14 protein-coding genes are annotated in these 19,227 nt (G+C 72.8%); 10 read left to right on the top strand and 4 right to left on the bottom strand.

Annotated features, from left to right (window positions below; genetic code table 11):
- The first annotated feature begins 77 nt into the window (after positions 1 to 77).
- Positions 78 to 251 (top strand): DUF6191 domain-containing protein, encoded by a 174-nt coding sequence (locus tag IE313_RS17485; protein WP_189933202.1) that lies wholly within the window; start codon positions 78 to 80, stop codon positions 249 to 251.
- A 648-nt stretch (positions 252 to 899) separates the two neighbouring features.
- On the opposite strand, the gene IE313_RS17480 is transcribed toward IE313_RS17485, so the two are convergent.
- Positions 900 to 2,060: a PQQ-dependent sugar dehydrogenase gene (locus IE313_RS17480; protein WP_229924722.1), complete on the bottom strand. Its 1,161-nt coding sequence runs from the start codon at positions 2,058 to 2,060 to the stop codon at positions 900 to 902.
- A 351-nt stretch (positions 2,061 to 2,411) separates the two neighbouring features.
- On the opposite strand from IE313_RS17480, the gene IE313_RS17475 reads away from it, so the two are divergent.
- The 6 genes from IE313_RS17475 to serA all read left to right on the top strand — a co-directional run bounded on the left by IE313_RS17475 (position 2,412) and on the right by serA (position 12,501).
- Positions 2,412 to 3,365, top strand: coding sequence for a 2-hydroxyacid dehydrogenase (locus IE313_RS17475; RefSeq protein ID WP_189933201.1), 954 nt, complete (start codon positions 2,412 to 2,414; stop codon positions 3,363 to 3,365).
- A gap of 373 nt (positions 3,366 to 3,738) precedes the next feature.
- Positions 3,739 to 6,711 carry a putative bifunctional diguanylate cyclase/phosphodiesterase gene (locus IE313_RS17470; RefSeq protein WP_373317013.1) on the top strand — a complete coding sequence of 991 codons (2,973 nt, stop codon included), beginning with the start codon at positions 3,739 to 3,741 and terminating at the stop codon, positions 6,709 to 6,711.
- A 251-nt stretch (positions 6,712 to 6,962) separates the two neighbouring features.
- A complete protein-coding gene (locus tag IE313_RS17465) occupies positions 6,963 to 8,846 on the top strand; it encodes an acetolactate synthase large subunit (protein WP_189933197.1) in 1,884 nt (627 codons plus the stop codon).
- A 37-nt stretch (positions 8,847 to 8,883) separates the two neighbouring features.
- Positions 8,884 to 9,408, top strand: coding sequence for an acetolactate synthase small subunit (gene ilvN, locus IE313_RS17460; RefSeq protein ID WP_189933194.1), 525 nt, complete (start codon positions 8,884 to 8,886; stop codon positions 9,406 to 9,408).
- Between the two features lie 175 nt (positions 9,409 to 9,583).
- Positions 9,584 to 10,582 carry a ketol-acid reductoisomerase gene (gene ilvC / locus IE313_RS17455; protein ID WP_189933192.1) on the top strand — a complete coding sequence of 333 codons (999 nt, stop codon included), beginning with the start codon at positions 9,584 to 9,586 and terminating at the stop codon, positions 10,580 to 10,582.
- Positions 10,583 to 10,902: 320 nt separating this feature from the next.
- On the top strand, positions 10,903 to 12,501 hold the full coding sequence (gene serA, locus IE313_RS17450) for a phosphoglycerate dehydrogenase (protein WP_189933190.1): 1,599 nt from the start codon (positions 10,903 to 10,905) through the stop codon (positions 12,499 to 12,501).
- A gap of 114 nt (positions 12,502 to 12,615) precedes the next feature.
- Here the strand turns inward: serA and IE313_RS36420 are convergent, their stop codons facing one another.
- The 3 genes from IE313_RS36420 to IE313_RS17435 form a co-directional block, all read right to left on the bottom strand.
- On the bottom strand, positions 12,616 to 12,858 hold the full coding sequence (locus IE313_RS36420; RefSeq protein ID WP_189933188.1) for a hypothetical protein: 243 nt from the start codon (positions 12,856 to 12,858) through the stop codon (positions 12,616 to 12,618).
- A gap of 373 nt (positions 12,859 to 13,231) precedes the next feature.
- Positions 13,232 to 13,939, bottom strand: a complete 708-nt coding sequence (locus tag IE313_RS17440) for an MBL fold metallo-hydrolase (RefSeq protein ID WP_189933186.1) — start codon at positions 13,937 to 13,939, stop codon at positions 13,232 to 13,234.
- A 115-nt stretch (positions 13,940 to 14,054) separates the two neighbouring features.
- On the bottom strand, positions 14,055 to 15,296 hold the full coding sequence (locus IE313_RS17435) for a PucR family transcriptional regulator (protein WP_229924721.1): 1,242 nt from the start codon (positions 15,294 to 15,296) through the stop codon (positions 14,055 to 14,057).
- Between the two features lie 518 nt (positions 15,297 to 15,814).
- Between IE313_RS17435 and IE313_RS17430 the strand changes: the two genes are divergently transcribed.
- The 3 genes from IE313_RS17430 to IE313_RS17420 all read left to right on the top strand — a co-directional run bounded on the left by IE313_RS17430 (position 15,815) and on the right by IE313_RS17420 (position 19,201).
- The gene (locus IE313_RS17430) at positions 15,815 to 16,741 is read left to right on the top strand and encodes a proline dehydrogenase family protein (RefSeq protein ID WP_189933185.1); all 927 of its coding nucleotides are present in this window, start codon (positions 15,815 to 15,817) and stop codon (positions 16,739 to 16,741) included.
- Between the two features lie 55 nt (positions 16,742 to 16,796).
- Positions 16,797 to 18,446 (top strand): L-glutamate gamma-semialdehyde dehydrogenase, encoded by a 1,650-nt coding sequence (gene pruA, locus IE313_RS17425; RefSeq protein ID WP_189933183.1) that lies wholly within the window; start codon positions 16,797 to 16,799, stop codon positions 18,444 to 18,446.
- 617 nt (positions 18,447 to 19,063) lie between these two features.
- Entirely contained in the window at positions 19,064 to 19,201 is a 138-nt protein-coding gene (locus IE313_RS17420; protein ID WP_189933181.1) for a hypothetical protein, read from the top strand.
- The last annotated feature ends 26 nt before the right edge of the window (positions 19,202 to 19,227 follow it).

Here is a 19,227-nt window from a genome sequence, read left to right as displayed (position 1 = left end):
CGATGTGACCGGTGAGACACGGCCATCGGGGTCCGGCTCGCTTACGCTGAAGTCAGGACTCGGCCCTGGGAGGCGGCGTGTTCAACCTGATTGAGGAACTCTTCGCACCCGGCCGCAAGCACACCGACGAGGAGCGCAAGCGCCTTGAGCTGACCCGGGTGGACCTCCATGACGGAGACCCCGGGCGCGGCCCCATAGACCTCGACTCGGGCCGGGTCGTGGTCCGCAAACCCGGGCAGGGCGGGGTCTAGGTTCTGTCGCCTGCCCGTCCGAGGACTGCCTGCCGGGGCCCCCGGGGGCGCGGTCCCCTGCGGACAGGCGCCCGGCCGCCGACCCCGCCGGGAACGCGGCTGCCCGGCCCGCGACCGGGCCCCGGCCGGCTCCTCACGAGAGAACGTGGACATCGGTCCCGGGCGGGTGAGGAGCGCGACACGTCCGATCAAGAGGACTGCCTGCCAGGGCCCACGGGGGCGCGGTCCCCTGCGGACGGGCGCCCGGCCGCCGACCCCGCCGGCCCCGCCGACCCCGCCGACCCCGCCGGGAACGCGGCTGCCCGGCCCGCGACCGGGCGCCGGCCGGCTCCTCACGAGAGGACGTGGACGTCGGTCCCGGGCGGGTGAGGAGCGCGACACGTCGGATCAACTGGCCAACCCGCCACGGCGCCACGCTCCCCTCCCGGCTGTCCGGTCCCGGCTGTCCGGTGCTCCCGCCGGATCCGGCTCCACGGCGTCCCCTCGCCCCGCCCGGCGCCCCTGGCGTGCGGCTGCCGCCCCGCCCCGCCCCATGCGGTGCGGGCGCCGGGTTCCGGCTGCGCCCCCTCACCGTGCCGGGCCTTCGGCGCGCTGCCGGGCCGTGCACGTTCCGGCTCCGGCCGCGGCCGGTCCCCTCCGCTCACGCTCCTACTTCACCTGGACCTCCAGGATGCGGTCGTCGCCCTTCCGAGGGGTGCCGCGGGTGTCCGTCTCACTGGTGAGGAGCCAGAGCCTGTCGCCGTCGGCCGGGGCGACCGTGCGCAGGCGGCCGTAGGTGCCCTTGAGGAAGGACTGCGGGGCGGCAGAGACGCGGGTGCCGTCCAGCGGGACGCGCCACAGCCGCTCGCCGCGCAGTGCCGCCACCCAGATGCTGCCCTCGGCGAAGGCGACACCGCTCGGCGAGGCCTCCGACGTCCGCCACTGGGCCACCGGATCGTGGAAGCCCTTCCTGCCCGCTCTGCCCTCCACTTCCGGCCAGCCGTAGTTGTCCCCGGGCGCGATCAGATTGAGTTCGTCCCAGGTGTCCTGGCCGAACTCCGAGGCCCACAGCCGCTGGTGGGTGTCCCAGGCCAGGCCCTGCACGTTCCGATGGCCGTACGAGTAGACGTAGGGGGCGCCGCGGAAGGGGTTGCCCGGGGCCGGACGGCCGTCCGGCGTCATACGCAGGATCTTGCCGCCCAGGTCCGACCTGACCTGGGCACGGCCCCGCTCGCCCGACTCGCCGGTGCCCGCGTACAGCATCCCGTCGGGGCCGAAGGCGATCCGGCCGCCGTTGTGGACCACGCCCTTCGGGATGCCGCGCAGCAGTGTGTTGGGTGCGCCGAGCTGGTCGCCGGGCTCCCGCTTCTCGTCGTACAGCATGCGGACGACGCGGTTGTCGGAGGCGGTCGTGAAGTAGGCGTAGACCATGTGGTCCGAGGCGAAGGACGGGGAGAGGGCGATGCCGAGCAGGCCGCCCTCGCCGGCGGGGGAGACACCGGGCACCGAGCCGATCTCCGTCTTCCTGCCGCCGTCCGAGTCGACCCGGGTGATGGTGCCCTCGTCCCTGGAGGACACCAGCAGGTCGCCGTCCGGGAGCTCCGCGAGGCCCCACGGGGACTTCAGGTCCTCGGTGAGGGTGCGCACCACCTTCACCGAGCCCTTCGCCGGGGGCGCCGTGTCCGCACGGGCCGAGGAGGGGCCCGGCACCCGGGGGCTCGCCGAAGCGCTCCCCGACTGCCGCGGGTGCGGGGCGCCGCCCGACGAGCAGGCGGCGGTGAACAGGAGCGCGGCGGCGGCCAAGGCGGCCGTCACGGCTGAGCGTTGCACGAGGGGTCCCTTCGACGCGGCGGGTCCTACGTTCCTACACCGCCGAAGGCCCCCGGGTTCCCCATCCGGCGATCCTCGCCGGGGAGTGTCGGGGAGTGTCGGGGAGTGTCGGGCGGTGGCGCGGGGTGCGGACGAGGGGCGGGGGAGCACGGGGAGGTTCCGGTGCCGGAGAGCCCATCGAGCGCCCTCCGGTCGCGGCCGGCCCCCGCGCCGTCCGATTTGCTGCCCTCATCCGTGGGGAACGTCGGATGCCTGGCATGTGCCACCGGCCGCGCATGTGCCACCGGCCTGCGGGGGCGGAAGGGAACCTCGCCCTCCGGGGCGCGGAGGGCACGATCTAGCCTCCAGGGCATGACTGCAGACGTGTGGCTCCCCCTTCCCCCGCAGGAGATCGACGGCCTCCCCGGCGACCTGACGTACCGGTTCTGGGACGGCGGTGACGACGGGGCGCAGGAGTTCCCCGCAGATCCGGCGGACTGCGCGGTGTACGTGGTGCCCTACATGAAGCCCGTTCCCGTGCGGACAGCTCCCCTCGCGCACATGGCGCACCTGGAGGTGATCCAGACGCTCACCGCCGGAGTGGACGACATTCTGGCCAACATCGCCTCCGTGCCCGCGGGTGTGCGGCTGTGCAACGCCCGCGGGGTGCACGAGGCCAGTACCGCCGAGCTGGCGCTCGCGCTGATCCTCGCCTCGCTGCGCGGCATCCCGGACTTCGTCAGGGCGCAGCAGGCGGGCCGTTGGAGTTCAGCATTCCGCCCGGCCCTCGCGGACAAGTCGGTGCTGATCGTGGGCTACGGATCCATCGGCTCCGCGGTCGAGGACCGGCTTGTGCCCTTTGAGGTCGCACGGGTGGCGCGCATCGCGCGCTCCGCGCGCACGACCGAGCGCGGGCCCGTGCATCAGCTCGCCGATCTCCCCGCCCTGTTGCCCGAGGCCGACGTCGTGGTCCTCACGACCCCGCTCGACGACACCACCCGGGGCCTGGTGGACGCCGACTTCCTCGGCAGGATGAAGGACGGCGCCCTTCTGGTGAACGTGGCCCGCGGTGCCGTCGTCGACACCAAGGCGCTCCTGACCGAGTTGGAAACCGGCCGGATCACCGCCGCCCTCGACGTGACGGATCCCGAACCGCTGCCCCCGGGGCATCCGCTGTGGCACGCGCCCGGCGTACTCGTCAGCCCGCACGTCGGCGGCCCCACCTCGGCCTTCCACCCGCGCGCCAAGCGCCTTATTGCTTCGCAACTGTCCCGATATGCAGCCGGCGAGTCCCTCGACAACCACATCCTGACCACTGGAGACTGAAGCCCCGAGAGCCCCCCACTCCACTCAGATCACACACTTGGGACATGCCCGTAAAACCTGAGTATTCCCATGAATACGGGGCGTGTTCATATGGCCTCTGCCGATTACGCTCGGTAGATGGGCTATGTCGCTGAGTGACGAACCTGGTGTATCGTCCCGGACAGGGGGCTGCGCCGCGCGGGAACGGCGCGGGGGACAGGCCCCATGACCTGCGAGGGGGGCGACGGGCGATGCACGGCCAATGGACACTCAATCCGCAGCGGCGAAGCCGCCGACGGGGACCCTGGCGACCGGTGAGGCGCATACCGGGCGGCGCGTCCCGGGGCAGTCACGCACAGCGCGCCGACCGCGGAGCGCGGCCGGGCGGGCAGCCATGCGCCGGCCTCCCGGCCCGGCGCACCACCGGCCGCGCCGAGCGCGGGGCCGTTCGGGCGGGAGCGGACCGGTGAGCTCCCCCGTGCTCTCCGCCCGGCGGCCGTGGCCCGGCGGATGCGGTCTGTTTCCGCAGTGCATCCTGGTCCTGGTCTGCGGGGGGTACGCCATCGGCGCCGCCCTGGGCTGGGGTTCCAAGTGGATCGCCCTCGTCATGGGCGACTTCGGGCTCAGCGTCGCGGCCGTCCTCGCGGCCGTCTCGTGCCTGCTCTACGCGCGCATCGGCCGCCGCGGGCTGCGGCCCGCCTGGCTGCTGTTCGCGCTCTCCTCCCTGATGGCGGCGCTCGGCAACGGTGTCTGGGGCTGGTACGAGGTCGTGCTGCGCCGCCCCGTGCCCAGCCCGAGCGGCGCGGACCTGTTCTTCCTGTGCTTCGCGCCACCCGCCATCGTGGGCCTGCTGGTGCTCGCCAAGCGGCCCACCACCAAGGCCGGCTGGGCCTGCCTCGCGCTGGACGCCTGGCTCATCGGCGGCTCCCTGCTCACGCTCTCCTGGAGCCTTGCCCTGGCCCGTACGGCACGCGTGGGCGGCCAGAGCGTCGAGCACGTCGCGCTCTCGCTGGCCTATCCGCTGCTGGACATCGTGCTGATCAGCATGGTGCTCGTGCTCCACTTCAGGCGCACCTCCGTCAACCGCTCCGCGGTGAACACGGCGATCGGCGCGCTCGCCATCACCGTGCTGTCCGACGCGCTCTTCACCTCGCCGCTGCTGCACGCCAGCTACCGCTCGGGCCAGTTGCTGGACGCGGGCTGGTTCGCGGGCTCCCTGCTCCTCGCCTACGCCCCCTGGGCCAGTGGGTTCCGGCAGCCGCGCCCCGCGGAGGGCACCGACCAGGGTGCCGGTGCCGCACCCGCGCACGGCGCCCCGACCCGGGCGGTCATCGACCACGAGCGCTACCCCGTCAGCCGCCCGACCGTGGGCTCACTCGCCGCACTCACGCCCTACCTCGCGGCCGCCGTGTGCACCCTGGGCATCCTGTGCAACGTCCTCGACGGCCGCAGCGTCGACCGCGTGGTGCTCTTCACGGCCTGTACGGTCGTCCTGGTCCTGATCGTCCGGCAGGGCATCATGCTGCTCGACAACATCGCCCTCGCCCGGGAGCTGGCCCAGAAGGAGAACCACTTCCGCTCCCTCGTCCAGGGGTCCAGCGACGTCATCATGATCGCCGCGCCCGACGGGGTGCTCCGCTACGTCAGCCCCGCCGCGGCGGGCGTCTACGGCCGCGACGCGGACGAGCTCGTCGGCTCCGAGCTGTCCGCCCTGATCCACCCCGACGACCTGAACGGCGTGCTGCACGAGGTGCGCCGCTTCCTCGCCGCCGGCCCGCCCCAGGAGCCCACCACCCGCATCGAGTGCCGCTTCAGGTCAGGCGACGGCCAGTGGCTCAACGTCGAGTCGACGATCAACCGCCACGAAGGCGGTCTGATCCTCAACAGCCGCGACGTCACCGAGCGCGTACGCCTCCAGGCCCAGTTGCAGCACAACGCGGAGCACGACCCGCTCACCGACCTGCCCAACCGCGTCCTGTTCACCCGCCGCGTCGGCCTGGCGCTCGGCGGCCGGCGCACCACCGACCGCGGTACCGCGGTGCTCTTCATCGACCTCGACGGCTTCAAGGGCGTCAACGACACCATCGGGCACCAGGCGGGCGACGAACTGCTCGTCCAGGCGGCCCGCCGGCTCCAGGACGCCGTACGCCAGTCGGACACCGCCGCCCGGCTGGGCGGGGACGAGTTCGCCGCCCTGGTCGTCGGCGACGGCGCCGTCGGCCACACGGCACGCGAGCAGCACATCTACGAGCTCGCCGACCGGCTGCGGGCCGCCCTGTCCCGCCCGTACACCATCGAGGGCCACGACGTCCGGGTCGGCGCGTCCATCGGCGTCGCCTTCGCCGAGCCCGGCCTCACCGCGGGCGAACTGCTGCGCAACGCGGACCTTGCGATGTACCGCGCCAAGGCCGGCGGCAAGGGCCGCGTCGAGCTCTACGCCCCGCACATGCGCGCCGACGCCCAGATGCGCGCCGACGTGGTGCGCACCGCCCCGTTCACCACCGGCCGCCGCCGCCCCAGCCTGCACGAGGGCGAGTTCGCGCTGCTGCACCAGCCCGTGGTCTGCCTGAACAGCGGCCGGATCGCCTCCGTGGCCGCCCACGCCCGCTGGCGCACCTCCCAGGGCGCGCTGTACCCGCCCGCCGAGCTGCTGCGCGGCGCCGACGACGCCGAGCACGCCGCCGACCTGGGCCGCTGGACGATAGAGGCGGCCGTCGAGCAGGCGGCCGAGCGGGCCCGCGCCGGCCACGCGCTGCCCGTCGTGGTCAGGATCGGCGCCCGCCGCCTGCTGGACCGCTCGCTGCCCGTGGGCTCCATCGAGACGCTGCTCTCCCGGTACGGGCTGCCCTCCGGCGCCCTCGTCGTCGAGCTGGCCGGCAGCGACCCGCACGCGCCGCTCGAGGATCTGGAACGCCGCCTCGCCGCCCTGCGCAGACACGGTGTACGCATCGCCCTGGACGGCTTCGGCAGCGGATACGCGGCCTTCAACAGCCTCCGCAAGCTCCCCGTAGACTGGCTGAAACTCGATCGTGCGCTCGTCGAGGGCGTCGCCGAATCCGCCCGGCTGCACAAGATCACCAGCGGGCTGCTGAGGATCGCGACCGACCTCGGCCTGGACTCCGTGGCCGACGGCGTCGACCGGCCCGAGCAGGCGGCCGCCCTGCGTGCCATGGGCTGCACCCATGGCCAGGGTCTGGTCTTCTCCGGCCCGCTCGACGAGTACCGGCTGCGCAGGGCGCTGGGTGTGGGACGTTTCCCCGTGCCGGGCGGTCCCGTGGAGGCCGTGCTCACCGGCGGCTCCGCGGGGACCTACACAGGACACACGGCCGGCCGCTCACATAATGAGACGCCCGTCCCACCACCTTGACAGTCGGAGCGCGGCGGGGGGAAGGTCGAGCCATGCGCACCCGAATCCTCGTACTTGGACAGCGCGTCGGCTGAGCTGGGCCGCTTGTGAACCCAGCGACCACCACCCGGCGCGCTCCCCTCGCTTGCCTCACGGCACGAGGGGTTTTTTGTTGCACCGGCGCCCGTCGGCCCGCCCGGGCCGACCGCCGGCGCCCTCCAGCCCTCCCGCACCGCACGACCCACGCACCGAACCTCAGCATCGAGAAGAGAATGCCGATGACCGAGCAGGCCCCCGGGGCCCATCATCCGCAGCCGCGGCCCCGTTCCTCCGCGCAGCCCGCCAGCCCCGTCGAGCACGTCACGGGCGCGCAGGCCCTCATCCGCTCGCTCGAGGAGGTCGGGGCCGACACGGTATTCGGGATTCCCGGCGGTGCGATCCTTCCCGCGTACGACCCGCTCATGGACTCCTCCCGGGTGCGCCACGTGCTGGTCAGACACGAACAGGGCGCAGGCCACGCGGCCACCGGATACGCGCAGGCCACCGGCAAGGTCGGCGTGTGCATGGCCACCTCGGGCCCCGGTGCCACCAACCTGGTGACCCCCCTCGCGGACGCCCACCTGGACTCGGTGCCGCTGGTCGCGATCACCGGCCAGGTCGCCACCCACCTGATCGGCACGGACGGCTTCCAGGAAGCCGACATCGTCGGCATCTCCATGCCGATCACCAAGCACAACTTCCTGGTCAAGAACGCGGACGACATCCCCAAGACCATCGCGGAGGCCTTCCACATCGCCGCCACGGGCCGCCCGGGCCCGGTCCTGGTGGACATCGCCAAGGACGCCCTCCAGGCCCCGACCACCTTCAGTTGGCCGCCCGCCCTCGACCTGCCCGGCTACCGCCCGGTGACCAAGCCGCACGCCAAGCAGATCCGCGAGGCCGCCAGGCTGATCACCCAGGCCAAGCGGCCCGTCCTGTACGTCGGCGGCGGTGTCCTCAAGGCCCGCGCCACCGCGGAGCTGAAGGTCCTCGCCGAGCTGACCGGCGCGCCCGTCACCACCACCCTGATGGCCCTCGGCGCCTTCCCCGACAGCCACCCCCAGCACGTCGGCATGCCCGGTATGCACGGCTCGGTCACGGCCGTCGCGGCCCTGCAGAAGGCGGACCTGCTCGTCGCGCTCGGCGCGAGGTTCGACGACCGCGTCACCGGCAGGCTGGACAGCTTCGCCCCGGGTGCCAAGATCGTCCACGCGGACGTCGACCCCGCGGAGATCGGCAAGAACCGCGCCGCCGACGTGCCGATCGTCGGGGACGCCCGCGAGGTGATCGCCGACCTGGTGCAGGCCGTCCAGCGCGAGCACAGCGAGGGCGGCACCGGCGAGGCGGCCCGCTCGAAGTACGCCGCCTGGTGGCGCGACCTCAACCGCTGGCGCGAGACCTACCCGCTCGGCTACGACCAGCCCGCGGACGGCAGCCTCGCCCCGCAGCAGGTCATCGAGCGGATCGGCCGGCTCGCCCCGGAAGGGACGATCTTCGCGGCGGGCGTCGGCCAGCACCAGATGTGGGCGGCGCACTTCATCGACCACGACAAGCCCGCGACCTGGCTGAACTCCGGCGGTGCCGGCACGATGGGCTATGCGGTGCCGGCCGCGATGGGCGCCCAGGCGGGCCGCCCGGACCGCACCGTCTGGGCGATCGACGGCGACGGCTGCTTCCAGATGACCAACCAGGAACTGACCACCTGCGCCCTGAACGACATCCCCATCAAGGTCGCGATCATCAACAACGGCGCCCTGGGCATGGTCCGCCAGTGGCAGACGCTGTTCTACAACCAGCGCTACTCCCACACCGTCCTGCACAACGGCCCCAAGGACGGCATCGCGGTGGACGGCAAGTCCAGCGGCGGCACCCGCGTCCCCGACTTCGTCAAGCTCGCCGAGTCGATGGGCTGCGTCGCGATGCGCTGCGAGTCGCCGGACGAGCTGGACAAGGTGATCGAAGAGGCCAACGCCATCAACGACCGCCCCGTGGTGATCGACTTCATCGTCCACGAGGACGCCATGGTGTGGCCGATGGTCGCCGCAGGCACCTCGAACGACGAGGTCATGGCCGCACGGGGGGTCCGCCCCGACTTCGGCGACCTCGACGAAGGCTGACCGGCCGAGACGCCAGAGCGAAAGAGAAAGCAGAGACATGTCCAAGCACACGCTCTCCGTCCTGGTCGAGAACACCCCCGGCATCCTCGCCAGGATCGCCGCCCTGTTCTCCCGCCGCGGCTTCAACATCGACTCGCTGGCCGTCGGCACCACCGAGCACCCCGACATCTCCCGCATCACCATCGTGGTCACCGTCGAGGACCTCCCGCTCGAACAGGTCACCAAACAGCTCAACAAGCTGGTCAACGTCCTGAAGATCGTCGAACTGGAACCGGGCGCCGCCGTCCAGCGCGAACTCGTCCTCGTGAAGGTGCGCGCCGACAACGAGACCCGCTCCCAGATCGTGGAGATCGTCCAGCTCTTCCGCGCCAAGACCGTCGACGTCTCCCCGGAGGCCGTCACCGTCGAGGCCACCGGATCCAGTGACAAACTGGAGGCCATGCTGAAGATGCTGGAGCCGTTCGGCATCAAGGAGCTGGTCCAGTCCGGCACCATCGCGATCGGACGCGGTGCACGCTCCATCACCGACCGCAGCCTCAGAGCGCTGGACCGCAGCGCCTAGGCGGCGGCCGCACGGGCCCGGGACCGGCCACCACGGCCCCGGCTCCGGGCCCGCCCCATGGAGAGCCCCCGGGTTCCCCGCGCGCCGGATCCCGGAATCCGAGATCGCGGAACCTCCCCCGTCCCTCCCGCCGTACGGTGGGATCCAGCACCACCGGCACAAACAAGGAGATCCAGTGGCCGAGCTGTTCTACGACGACGACGCCGACCTGTCCATCATCCAGAACCGCAAGGTCGCGGTCATCGGCTACGGAAGCCAGGGCCACGCGCATGCCCTCTCGCTGCGCGACTCCGGCGTCGATGTCCGTGTCGGCCTGCACGAGGGCTCGAAGTCCAAGGCGAAGGCCGAGGAGGAGGGCCTGCGGGTGGTCACCCCCGCCGAGGCCGCCGCCGAGGCGGACGTGATCATGATCCTGGTGCCGGACCCGATCCAGGGCCGCGTGTACGAGGAGTCCATCGCGGCGAACCTGAAGGACGGCGACGCGATCTTCTTCGGGCACGGTCTGAACATCCGCTACGGCTTCGTCAAGCCCCCGGCCGGCGTCGACGTGTGCATGGTGGCCCCCAAGGGCCCCGGCCACCTGGTGCGCCGCCAGTACGAGGAGGGCCGCGGCGTGCCGTGCATCGCGGCCGTGGAGCAGGACGCCACCGGCAACGCCTTCGCGCTCGCGCTCTCCTACGCCAAGGGCATCGGCGGCACCCGCGCCGGCGTCATCAAGACCACCTTCACCGAGGAGACCGAGACCGACCTGTTCGGTGAGCAGGCGGTGCTCTGCGGCGGTACCGCCGCGCTGGTGAAGGCCGGCTTCGAGACGCTGGTCGAGGCGGGCTACCAGCCCGAGATCGCCTACTTCGAGTGCCTGCACGAGCTGAAGCTGATCGTGGACCTCATGTACGAGGGCGGCCTGGAGAAGATGCGCTGGTCGATCTCGGAGACCGCCGAGTGGGGCGACTACGTCTCCGGCCCGCGCATCATCAACGACGGCACCAAGGCCGAGATGAAGAAGATCCTCGGCGAGATCCAGGACGGCTCCTTCGCCAACAACTGGATGAAGGAGTACGAGTCCGGCCTGCCCAGGTACAACGAGTACAAGAAGGCCGACCAGGAGCACCTCCTGGAGACCACGGGCAGGAAGCTGCGCAAGCTGATGAGCTGGGTCGACGACGAGGACTGAGCCCGGCGGACCGGGGCCGCTCCCGCAGGGGGCGGCCCCGTGGTCGCTCGGCGCCCGGGTTCCGCAGCCCGGGCGCCCACCGCCTCTCCGCGGGCCCCGGCCGGAGGATCCACCAGGACCGCCAGGACAGTGCCGTCCCGCCCGTTCGCCACGGACGGGTGATCCTTCCGCCGACCGGAATACGCCACCCGCATCCGCCACTACACTTGCTCAGCACATACGCGTCGGGCCCACAGCGTCGTGCGTCTTCCACGCGGCTAGCACCCTCCACCGCATGCGGCCCCGGGACGGCCGCCCGCAAGGGACTTGTGAGGACTCACGTGAGCACTGCGTCGCAGAAACCAGTCGTACTCATCGCTGAAGAGCTGTCACCGGCCACGGTCGACGCGTTGGGACCCGACTTCGAGATCCGGCACTGCAACGGCGCGGACCGAGCCGAGCTGCTCCCCGCCATCGCCGACGTCGACGCCATCCTGATCCGCTCCGCGACCAAGGTCGACGCAGAGGCCGTCGCAGCCGCGCACCAGCTCAAGGTCGTCGCCCGTGCCGGGGTCGGCCTGGACAACGTCGACGTGGCCGCCGCCACCAAGGCCGGCGTCATGGTCGTCAACGCCCCGACGTCCAACATCGTCACCGCCGCCGAGCTGGCCTGCGGTCTGCTCATCTCCACCGCGCGCAACATCCCGCAGGCCAACGCCGCGCTCAAGAACGGCGAGTGGAAGCGGTCCAAGTACACCGGTGTCGAGCTCGCCGAGAAGACGCTCGGCGTCGTGGGCCTCGGCCGCATCGGCGCGCTGGTGGCGCAGCGCATGTCCGCCTTCGGTATGAAGGTCGTCGCGTACGACCCGTACGTACAGCCCGCGCGGGCCGCCCAGATGGGCGTCAAGGTGCTCTCGCTGGACGAGCTGCTCGCGGTCTCCGACTTCATCACCGTGCACCTCCCGAAGACCCCCGAGACGCTGGGCCTGATCGACGACGAGGCGCTGCACAAGGTCAAGCCCTCCGTGCGCATCGTCAACGCCGCACGCGGCGGCATCGTGGACGAGGAGGCGCTGTACTCGGCGCTCAAGGAGGGCCGGGTCGCGGGCGCCGGACTCGACGTGTACGCGAAGGAGCCGTGCACCGACTCCCCGCTCTTCCAGTTCGACCAGGTCGTCGCCACCCCGCACCTCGGTGCCTCCACCGACGAGGCGCAGGAGAAGGCCGGCATCGCCGTCGCCAAGTCGGTGCGCCTCGCCCTCGCCGGCGAGCTGGTGCCCGACGCGGTGAACGTCCAGGGCGGTGTCATCGCCGAGGACGTCAAGCCGGGCCTGCCGCTCGCCGAGAAGCTCGGCCGGATCTTCACCGCCCTCGCGGGCGAGGTCGCCGTCCGGCTCGACGTCGAGGTGTACGGCGAGATCACCCAGCACGACGTCAAGGTCCTGGAGCTGTCCGCCCTCAAGGGCGTCTTCGAGGACGTCATCGACGAGACCGTCTCCTACGTCAACGCCCCGCTGTTCGCGCAGGAGCGCGGTGTCGAGGTACGGCTGACCACCAGCAGCGAGTCGCCCGACCACCGCAACGTCGTCACCGTGCGCGGCACCCTCGGCGACGGCGAGGAGATCTCCGTCTCCGGCACGCTCGCCGGGCCCAAGCACCACCAGAAGATCGTCGCCATCGGCGAGTACACCGTCGACCTCGCGCTCGCCGACCACATGATCGTGCTGCGCTACGAGGACCGGCCGGGCGTCGTCGGCACGGTCGGCCGGGTGCTCGGCGAGGCCGGTATCAACATCGCCGGCATGCAGGTCTCCCGTGCGGTGGCCGGCGGCGAGGCGCTCGCGGTGCTGACGGTGGACGACACGGTCCCGCAGAACGTCCTGTCCGAGGTGGCCGCCGAGGTCGGCACCGCCTCGGTCCGGTCGGTCAACCTGGCCTGACAGCACCTTCGGGGCATGACCCGGCCCCTGCGTCGCACCTCCGGACTCCTCCTCGCCCCTGCCTGCCGGGAGCCGGGGGAGTGCGGACCCCAAGCCCGGGGCGCGGCCGCGGGGTCATGAGCGGCTGCGGCGGAGGGCCGGGACCGCAAGGCCCGCCGCCACCAGCAGGAGCACCCCCCCGGCCGGCACCGCCGCGTTCATCCCGTGGGTGGACGCGGCCCGCGCCGTGCCGAGGAGATCGGCGTGGCCCCGCGCCGCGGCCGGCGCGCCGCCGAGGGTCTCGTGGGCCTCGGCGGGTGCGGTCGAGGGGATGCCGTGGCGGTAGACGGCGCTGCCGATGGAGCCGAGGACGGCCATGCCCAGTGCACCGCCGAACTCCTGTCCCGCCTTTCGTCAGCGAGGACACGGATCCGGCCTGCGCCGCGGGCGCCGCACCCAGTGCCAGGTCCGTGAGCTGCGACAGCACGGTCACGATGCCGCAGGCGAGCACGCCCGCACCGGAGAGCACCGTCCACAGGGATCCGTACCGGCCAGGGCCGGCAGGCCGTAGCCTGCCGCGGCGAGGGCGAAGCCGGCGCCCACGACCCGGGCGCGCGGCACGCCGCTCTGCACCGGAGCGGTGGCCGCCGGTGCCGCGAAGCAGAGCAGGAGCCGGTGGCCCGGGCCCGGGCCCGGCGCGCCCGGATCCGGTGGCCCGCCTGATCACCCGTCGCGTCAGGTGCCGTGCGGCTCAGGCGCCGTCCGCCGGTTCCCAGACCGAGCAGTCGTGGGCGAAGAGCACGCGCCGCGGGTCGAAGGCGCACAGGCGGTCCAGCCAGGGCCTGTGGTGGGGCAGCGGCTCGGCCGCGCCGTCCTGCCGGGCGCGGCGGGCCAGCTCGTCCGCCGCGAAACCGGAGGCCGTGTCATGGGACTGGCCCGCGAGGACGGCTGTGCCGTCGGCCTGGCGGACCACCAGTGACTGGTGGCCGTCGGTGTGGCCGGGCGTGGGGACGACCCAGACACCCGGCCAGATCTCGGCCTCCCCCGACAGCTCCCGGTAGGCGGCGCCGGGGAAGTCGACGAGCTCCGGCACGGTGTAGCCGTCCCGGCGCGCGGCTGCCAGCTCCGTGTCCTGGACCAGGATCGGGGTGCGGGCCAGCAGCGCGTTGCCTCCGCAGTGGTCGAAGTGGAGGTGGCAGTTGACGACCAGGGAGACGTCCGCGAGCGCGGTCCCCGCGGCCGCGAGCGCGGCCGCCAGGTCCCGGCGGCGTGGCCGGTAGTGCGCCTCCGTGCCGGGGTCGGCGACGCCCATCCCGGTGTCGAAGAGGAGCAGCCCCTCCGGGTGCCGCACCAGGTAGCCGAGGACGGGTTCGACCCGCGGCGCTGCGCCCCCGGTCTCTTCCGCGGGCCGGACGAAGTAGCCGAGGTCGAGGCGGCGTACGGCGGTGTCACCGGTCATCCGGCCATGTTCGCAGGTCCCGGCGGCGGTGTCCGGCCGGTCTGCCGGGAGCGAAGGCGACCAGGCGGGAGGCGGCCGGACCCGTTCGTCTCGGCGCACGCGGCGAGCGCGTGTCCTACAGCCGCGCGCCCTTCAGCGTCATGTGCAGCAGCAGCCGGTCCTCCCCGTCGTCCAGGTCGAGGCCGGTGAGTTGCTCGACGCGGGAGAGGCGGTAGTACAGGGTCTGGCGGTGGATGCCAAGCTGTGCCGCGGTGCGGCTCGCCTGGCCCGCGCAGTCCAGGAACGCCTCCGCGGTGCGGGCCAGTTCGCGGTGCGGTGGCGCCAGCAGCTCCTGCGTCACCGGGTCCCTGGAGGCGCGCGGAGGCAGCGCGGTGAGCAGTCGGTACGGTCCGATGGCGGACCACTGGGCGACCGGCCCCAGGCGGCGCTCGGCGAGTGCGGCGCGGGCCGCCGCCGACGCCTCCTGCCAGGAGTCGGCGAGCTGCTCCAGGCCCCTGCGCGGTGCCGCGATCCCGGCCGCCGCGCCGGCCCCGGCCCCCCGTGCTTCCCGCCCCCGCTCCTCCCCGTGCCCGTCTCCGGCCGTCCCGCGCAACCGGTCGGCCGCCGCCAGGGCGGGAGTGAGGACGTCCGTCGCCCGCAGCCGCATCAGGACCGCGAGGCTCTGCCCGGGGCCGCCCCACGGCATCGTGCACACCGCGGCCGCGCCGGGCACCGTGTGCGGCGAGGGCGCGTCGTCCGCGCCTGCGGCGGGCCAGGGCGCCACGCAGACGACGGTGTGCAGGCCCTCCGCGTTGGCGCCCAGCTCGGTGCGGAGCGCCGTGAGCGCGGCGGCGACGGCGGCGGGGTCCACGGCACCGGCAGCGGTACCGTGCGACCCGCCGCCGGCGCTCAGCACGGCACGGAACTCCCTGGTCAGGTCGGCACCGGCCTGCGCCTCGTCGGCGAGCAGCGCGCCGATCCTGGCCGTCACCTCCATCGCGGCGGACAACTGCTGGGCGGAGGGGCTGACGGCACCCCCCGCGTCGAGCAGCCAGACATAGCCGAGGACGATGCCGCGGTGGCGCACCGGCAGGCAGACGCGGCCCAGATTGACGCCGGCCTCGGGAGCGGCGGGAATGCGCACCGGGCCGGTGGCGCGGGCGATGCCGAAGCCCTCGAACCAGGCGCGCACCGCCGCCGTGGAGCGCCGGGTCAGGATCGACCGGGTGCGCACCGGGTCGAGCGACGAGGCGTCGAAGTCACTGCCGCTGCCCTGTGCCCCGTAGGCGATCAGCCCGAAACCACGGTCCTCCAGGGTCGCGGGGGTACCGAGCAGTGCGGAGATCTCATCGACGAGATCCTGGTAGTCGCCTTTCACGCCCCCAATTACACCCCCTTCACCACTCGCCGTGCCCTCACGCGCCAGGGCGCCGGGTCGACGGCCTGCCCGGGCCGCGCCCGAGCGGCGTCGGAGCCGTACCCCAGTGGGCTCCAAGCCGTGCCCGGGCCCCGCGGGAAGCCGTCCCGGGGGCCCGGGCACGGCCCCGGCCCCGGCATGCCCGGGCCCGTGTCCGCCGCCGCGCACCGGGGCGCACCACCCCGCCGTGGCGCCCCCGTCGTGGCCCCGCCGTGCCGCCCCGTCGTGCCGTGCCGGTGGCTCAGGGACCGGTGGGACAAGGGCCCTCTCAGACATTTGTCTGAGATCCGGGCCACGGATGCGTGACAGCTGTCGATGGCGGAGGAACGGAGAGATCCTTAGGTTTCACGGTGGTTGTCCGTACTGCGTCCCGACGCTCCGGATCCATTCAGAAACACCGGATAACGCCCGGTACCGTCCGGTCGCCTCCGGTGGTGCCGTCACACACGGTGCTGGTTCGACTCCCGTGGAGGTGCCTCGTGCTCGGTCCCGTGATACTCGCCGCGTCGCGCAGCGACCGCACCCGCCGTTTCCTCACCGCCACCCCGATGACCAGGCCCGTCGTGGGCCGGTTCGTCGCGGGCGAGACGGTCGGGGCGACGCTGCCGGTCGTCAAGGACATGGCCGACCGCGGCCTTGACGTCAGCCTGGACGTGCTCGGCGAGGGCGTCACCGACCCGGCCGACGCGGTGCGCGCCAGGGACGCCTACCTGCGGCTCGTCGACGCCCTCGGGCCCCTGGGGCTCGGGGACCGCGCCGAGATGTCGGTGAAGCTGTCCGCGTTCGGACAGGCGCTGCCCGGCGGCCACGACCTCGCGCTGCGGCACGCCACCGAGGTCGTCGAGGCCGCCGAGGGCATCGGCACCACCGTGACCTTGGACATGGAGGACCACACGACGGCCGATTCCACCCTCGCCGTCCACTCCGAGCTGCGCAGCCGCTTCCCGCGCACCGGTGCCGTCCTCCAGTCGTACCTGTTCCGCACCGAGGACGACTGCCGCGAGCTGGCGCGGGCAGGCTCACGAGTGAGACTGGTCAAGGGCGCCTACAAGGAGCCCGCGTCCGTGGCGCACCAGGACAAGGCCGAGGTCGACAGGGCGTACGTGCGCTGCCTGAAGATCCTGATGGCGGGTGACTGCTACCCGATGGTGGCGACCCACGACCCGCGGATCGTCGCCATCGCCCAGGACCTCGTACGGCGCACCGGCCGGGGCCGCGACGGCTACGAGTTCCAGATGCTCTACGGCATCCGGTCCGCGGAACACGCCCGGCTCGCCGCCCAGGGCCACCGGATGCGCGTCTACCTGGCCTTCGGCACGGACTGGTACGGGTACTTCATGCGCCGGCTCGCGGAGCGCCCGGCGAACCTCGGCTTCTTCCTGCGCTCGCTGGCCACCCGCGGCTGACCCCCGGGTCCCGTACCGGTCGTTCAACCACACACCGTAAGGAGATTCGGCACCCATGGACGCTGTGACACAGGTCCCCGCGCCGGTCAACGAGCCGCCGCAGGGCTACGCACCCGGCTCCCCCGAGCGCACCCGCCTGGAGAAGGCCCTCAAGGAGCTGGCGGACAACCCCACCGACCTGCCGATGACCATCGGAGGCGTCCGTCGCCTCGGTGGCGGCGAGCCGTTCAGGGTCGTACAGCCGCACCACCACCAGGCGGTGCTCGGTACCGGGCGCCAGGCCACCCAGCAGGACGCCAGGGACGCCATCGACGCCGCGCTGGCCGCCGCACCCGGCTGGCGCGCCATGTCCTTCGACGACCGGGCGGCGATCATCCTGCGCGCCGCCGACCTGCTCGCCGGCCCGTGGCGCGAGACGATCGCCGCGGCGACCATGCTCGGTCAGTCCAAGACCGTCCAGCAGGCCGAGATCGACGCCCCGTGCGAGCTGATCGACTTCTGGCGCTTCAACGTGAAGTACGCCCGCGACCTGCTCGCCGAGCAGCCCGTGGCCAACGCGCCCGGGGTGTGGAACCAGCTCGACCACCGCCCGCTGGAGGGCTTCGTCTACGCGATCACGCCGTTCAACTTCACGGCGATCTCCGGCAACCTCCCCACGGCCCCCGCCCTGATGGGCAACGTGGTGATCTGGAAGCCGTCCCCCACGCAGACGCTGGCCGCCGTGCTCCTGATGCGGCTGCTGGAGGAGGCGGGCCTGCCCAAGGGTGTGATCAACCTGCTGACCGGCGACGGCACCGCGGTCTCCGAGGTGGCCCTCGAACACCGCGACCTCGCCGGCATCCACTTCACCGGTTCGACGAAGACCTTCCAGCACCTGTGGAAGACGGTCGGCCAGAACATCGAGAAGTACCGGACGTACCCGCGGCTGGTCGGGGAGACCGGCGGCAAGGACTTCCTGGTGGCCCACCCGAGCGCGGACCGAGCGGTGCTCAGGACGGCGCTGACCCGCGGTGCCTTCGAGTACCAGGGCCAGAAGTGCTCGGCGACCTCCCGCGCGTACCTCCCGGCGTCCCTGTGGAACACCGGCTTCAAGGAGGAGTTCGCGACCGAGGTCGACGGCATCACCATGGGCGACGTCACCGACCTGTCGAACTTCATCGGCGCCCTCATCGACGAGCGAGCCTTCGCCAAGAGCAAGGCGGCCATCGACCGTGCCAAGGCCGATCCCGCCTGCACCGTGATCGCGGGCGGCGACTACGACGACTCGGTCGGCTACTTCGTCCGGCCCACCGTCATCACCTGCACGGACCCTGAGAACGAGGTCTTCACCACCGAGTACTTCGGCCCGATCCTCGCCGTCCACGTCTACGACGACACCTCCGGCGACCCCGAGGCCGCGTTCGACGCGGTGCTTGCCCAGTTGGAGTCCGTCACCGACTACGCCCTGACCGGGTCGGTGATCGCGAACGACCGCGCCGCGGTGGCCCGCGCCCGTGAGGCGCTCCGCTACGCCGCGGGCAACTTCTACATCAACGACAAGTCGACCGGTGCGGTCGTCGGCCAGCAGCCGTTCGGCGGCGGCCGGGCCTCCGGCACCGACGACAAGGCGGGCGCCCCGCAGAACCTGATGCGCTGGACCCTCACCCGCGCCATCAAGGAGGCCCTGGTCCCGCCCACCGACTACACCTACCCCCACATGGGCTGAGCCCCCGGCCCACCCGGGCAGCCCGCAGGGGCGCGGGGGACCGCGCGCCCAGCCCCACCGGCCGGCCGCCGGGTACGGAACCACACGGTCCGACCCGGCGGCCGGCCGTGTCGTGCTGGCGCCCTGCGCGCGGTCCCCGCGCCCCCGCATCTCCGCGCCCCCGTCCCGTCGCCCCGTCGTCCCGTCTCCAGGCTGCCGGCCCGGGTGCTGCCGGGCGGTCGACGGCCGGATGGGCCGCGTCCGGGGTCCGGCTGCGTCAGGGGCCGGCCCCACGCCTCCCGGCAGCGGCCCCCGCCCGCCCTCCGCGCACCCCTGGGCGGGCCTCCGCACGGCCGCGGAGGCCCCGGCGGTCCGGCCTCCGGGTGAAGTCCGTCTCAGATAGTAGGAAGTCCGAGTAATTGTGCAGACAGCACAAGTGGTCGTCGCTTAGTTTGGAAGAGCCCCACGTGTCGCTGGATCCAGCGCATGCGGTTGCGAGCGGTGCCGAGGCAGGTGACCCCTGCGGCGCAGGCTCCCCGCCCTTCCGGGGAAGGTCCCACCGCCCCGGTGCAGTGGGCAGGTCTCGTTTTCCCGTTCTCTTCCGTCCGCCACTCCCGGATGCCAAGGAGTCGATCAGCATGGCCGAGACGACCGTCCGCCGAGTCCGCCGCGCCCGCACCCGATCGAGCGAGTCCGAGCGCGAGAAGGCCGCAGCCGCCCTCCAGCGCGCCCTGGACCGCAGGGACAACGGCGGGGCCTGGGGCCACGACATCTGAGCCGCCCGCCGCGGTAGCGACCTCGC

This window comes from Streptomyces sulfonofaciens (genome assembly GCF_014656295.1).
In the GTDB taxonomy this organism is placed as follows: Bacteria; Actinomycetota; Actinomycetes; order Streptomycetales; family Streptomycetaceae; genus Streptomyces; species Streptomyces sulfonofaciens.
This window is presented reverse-complemented; position numbering and strand designations above follow the sequence as displayed.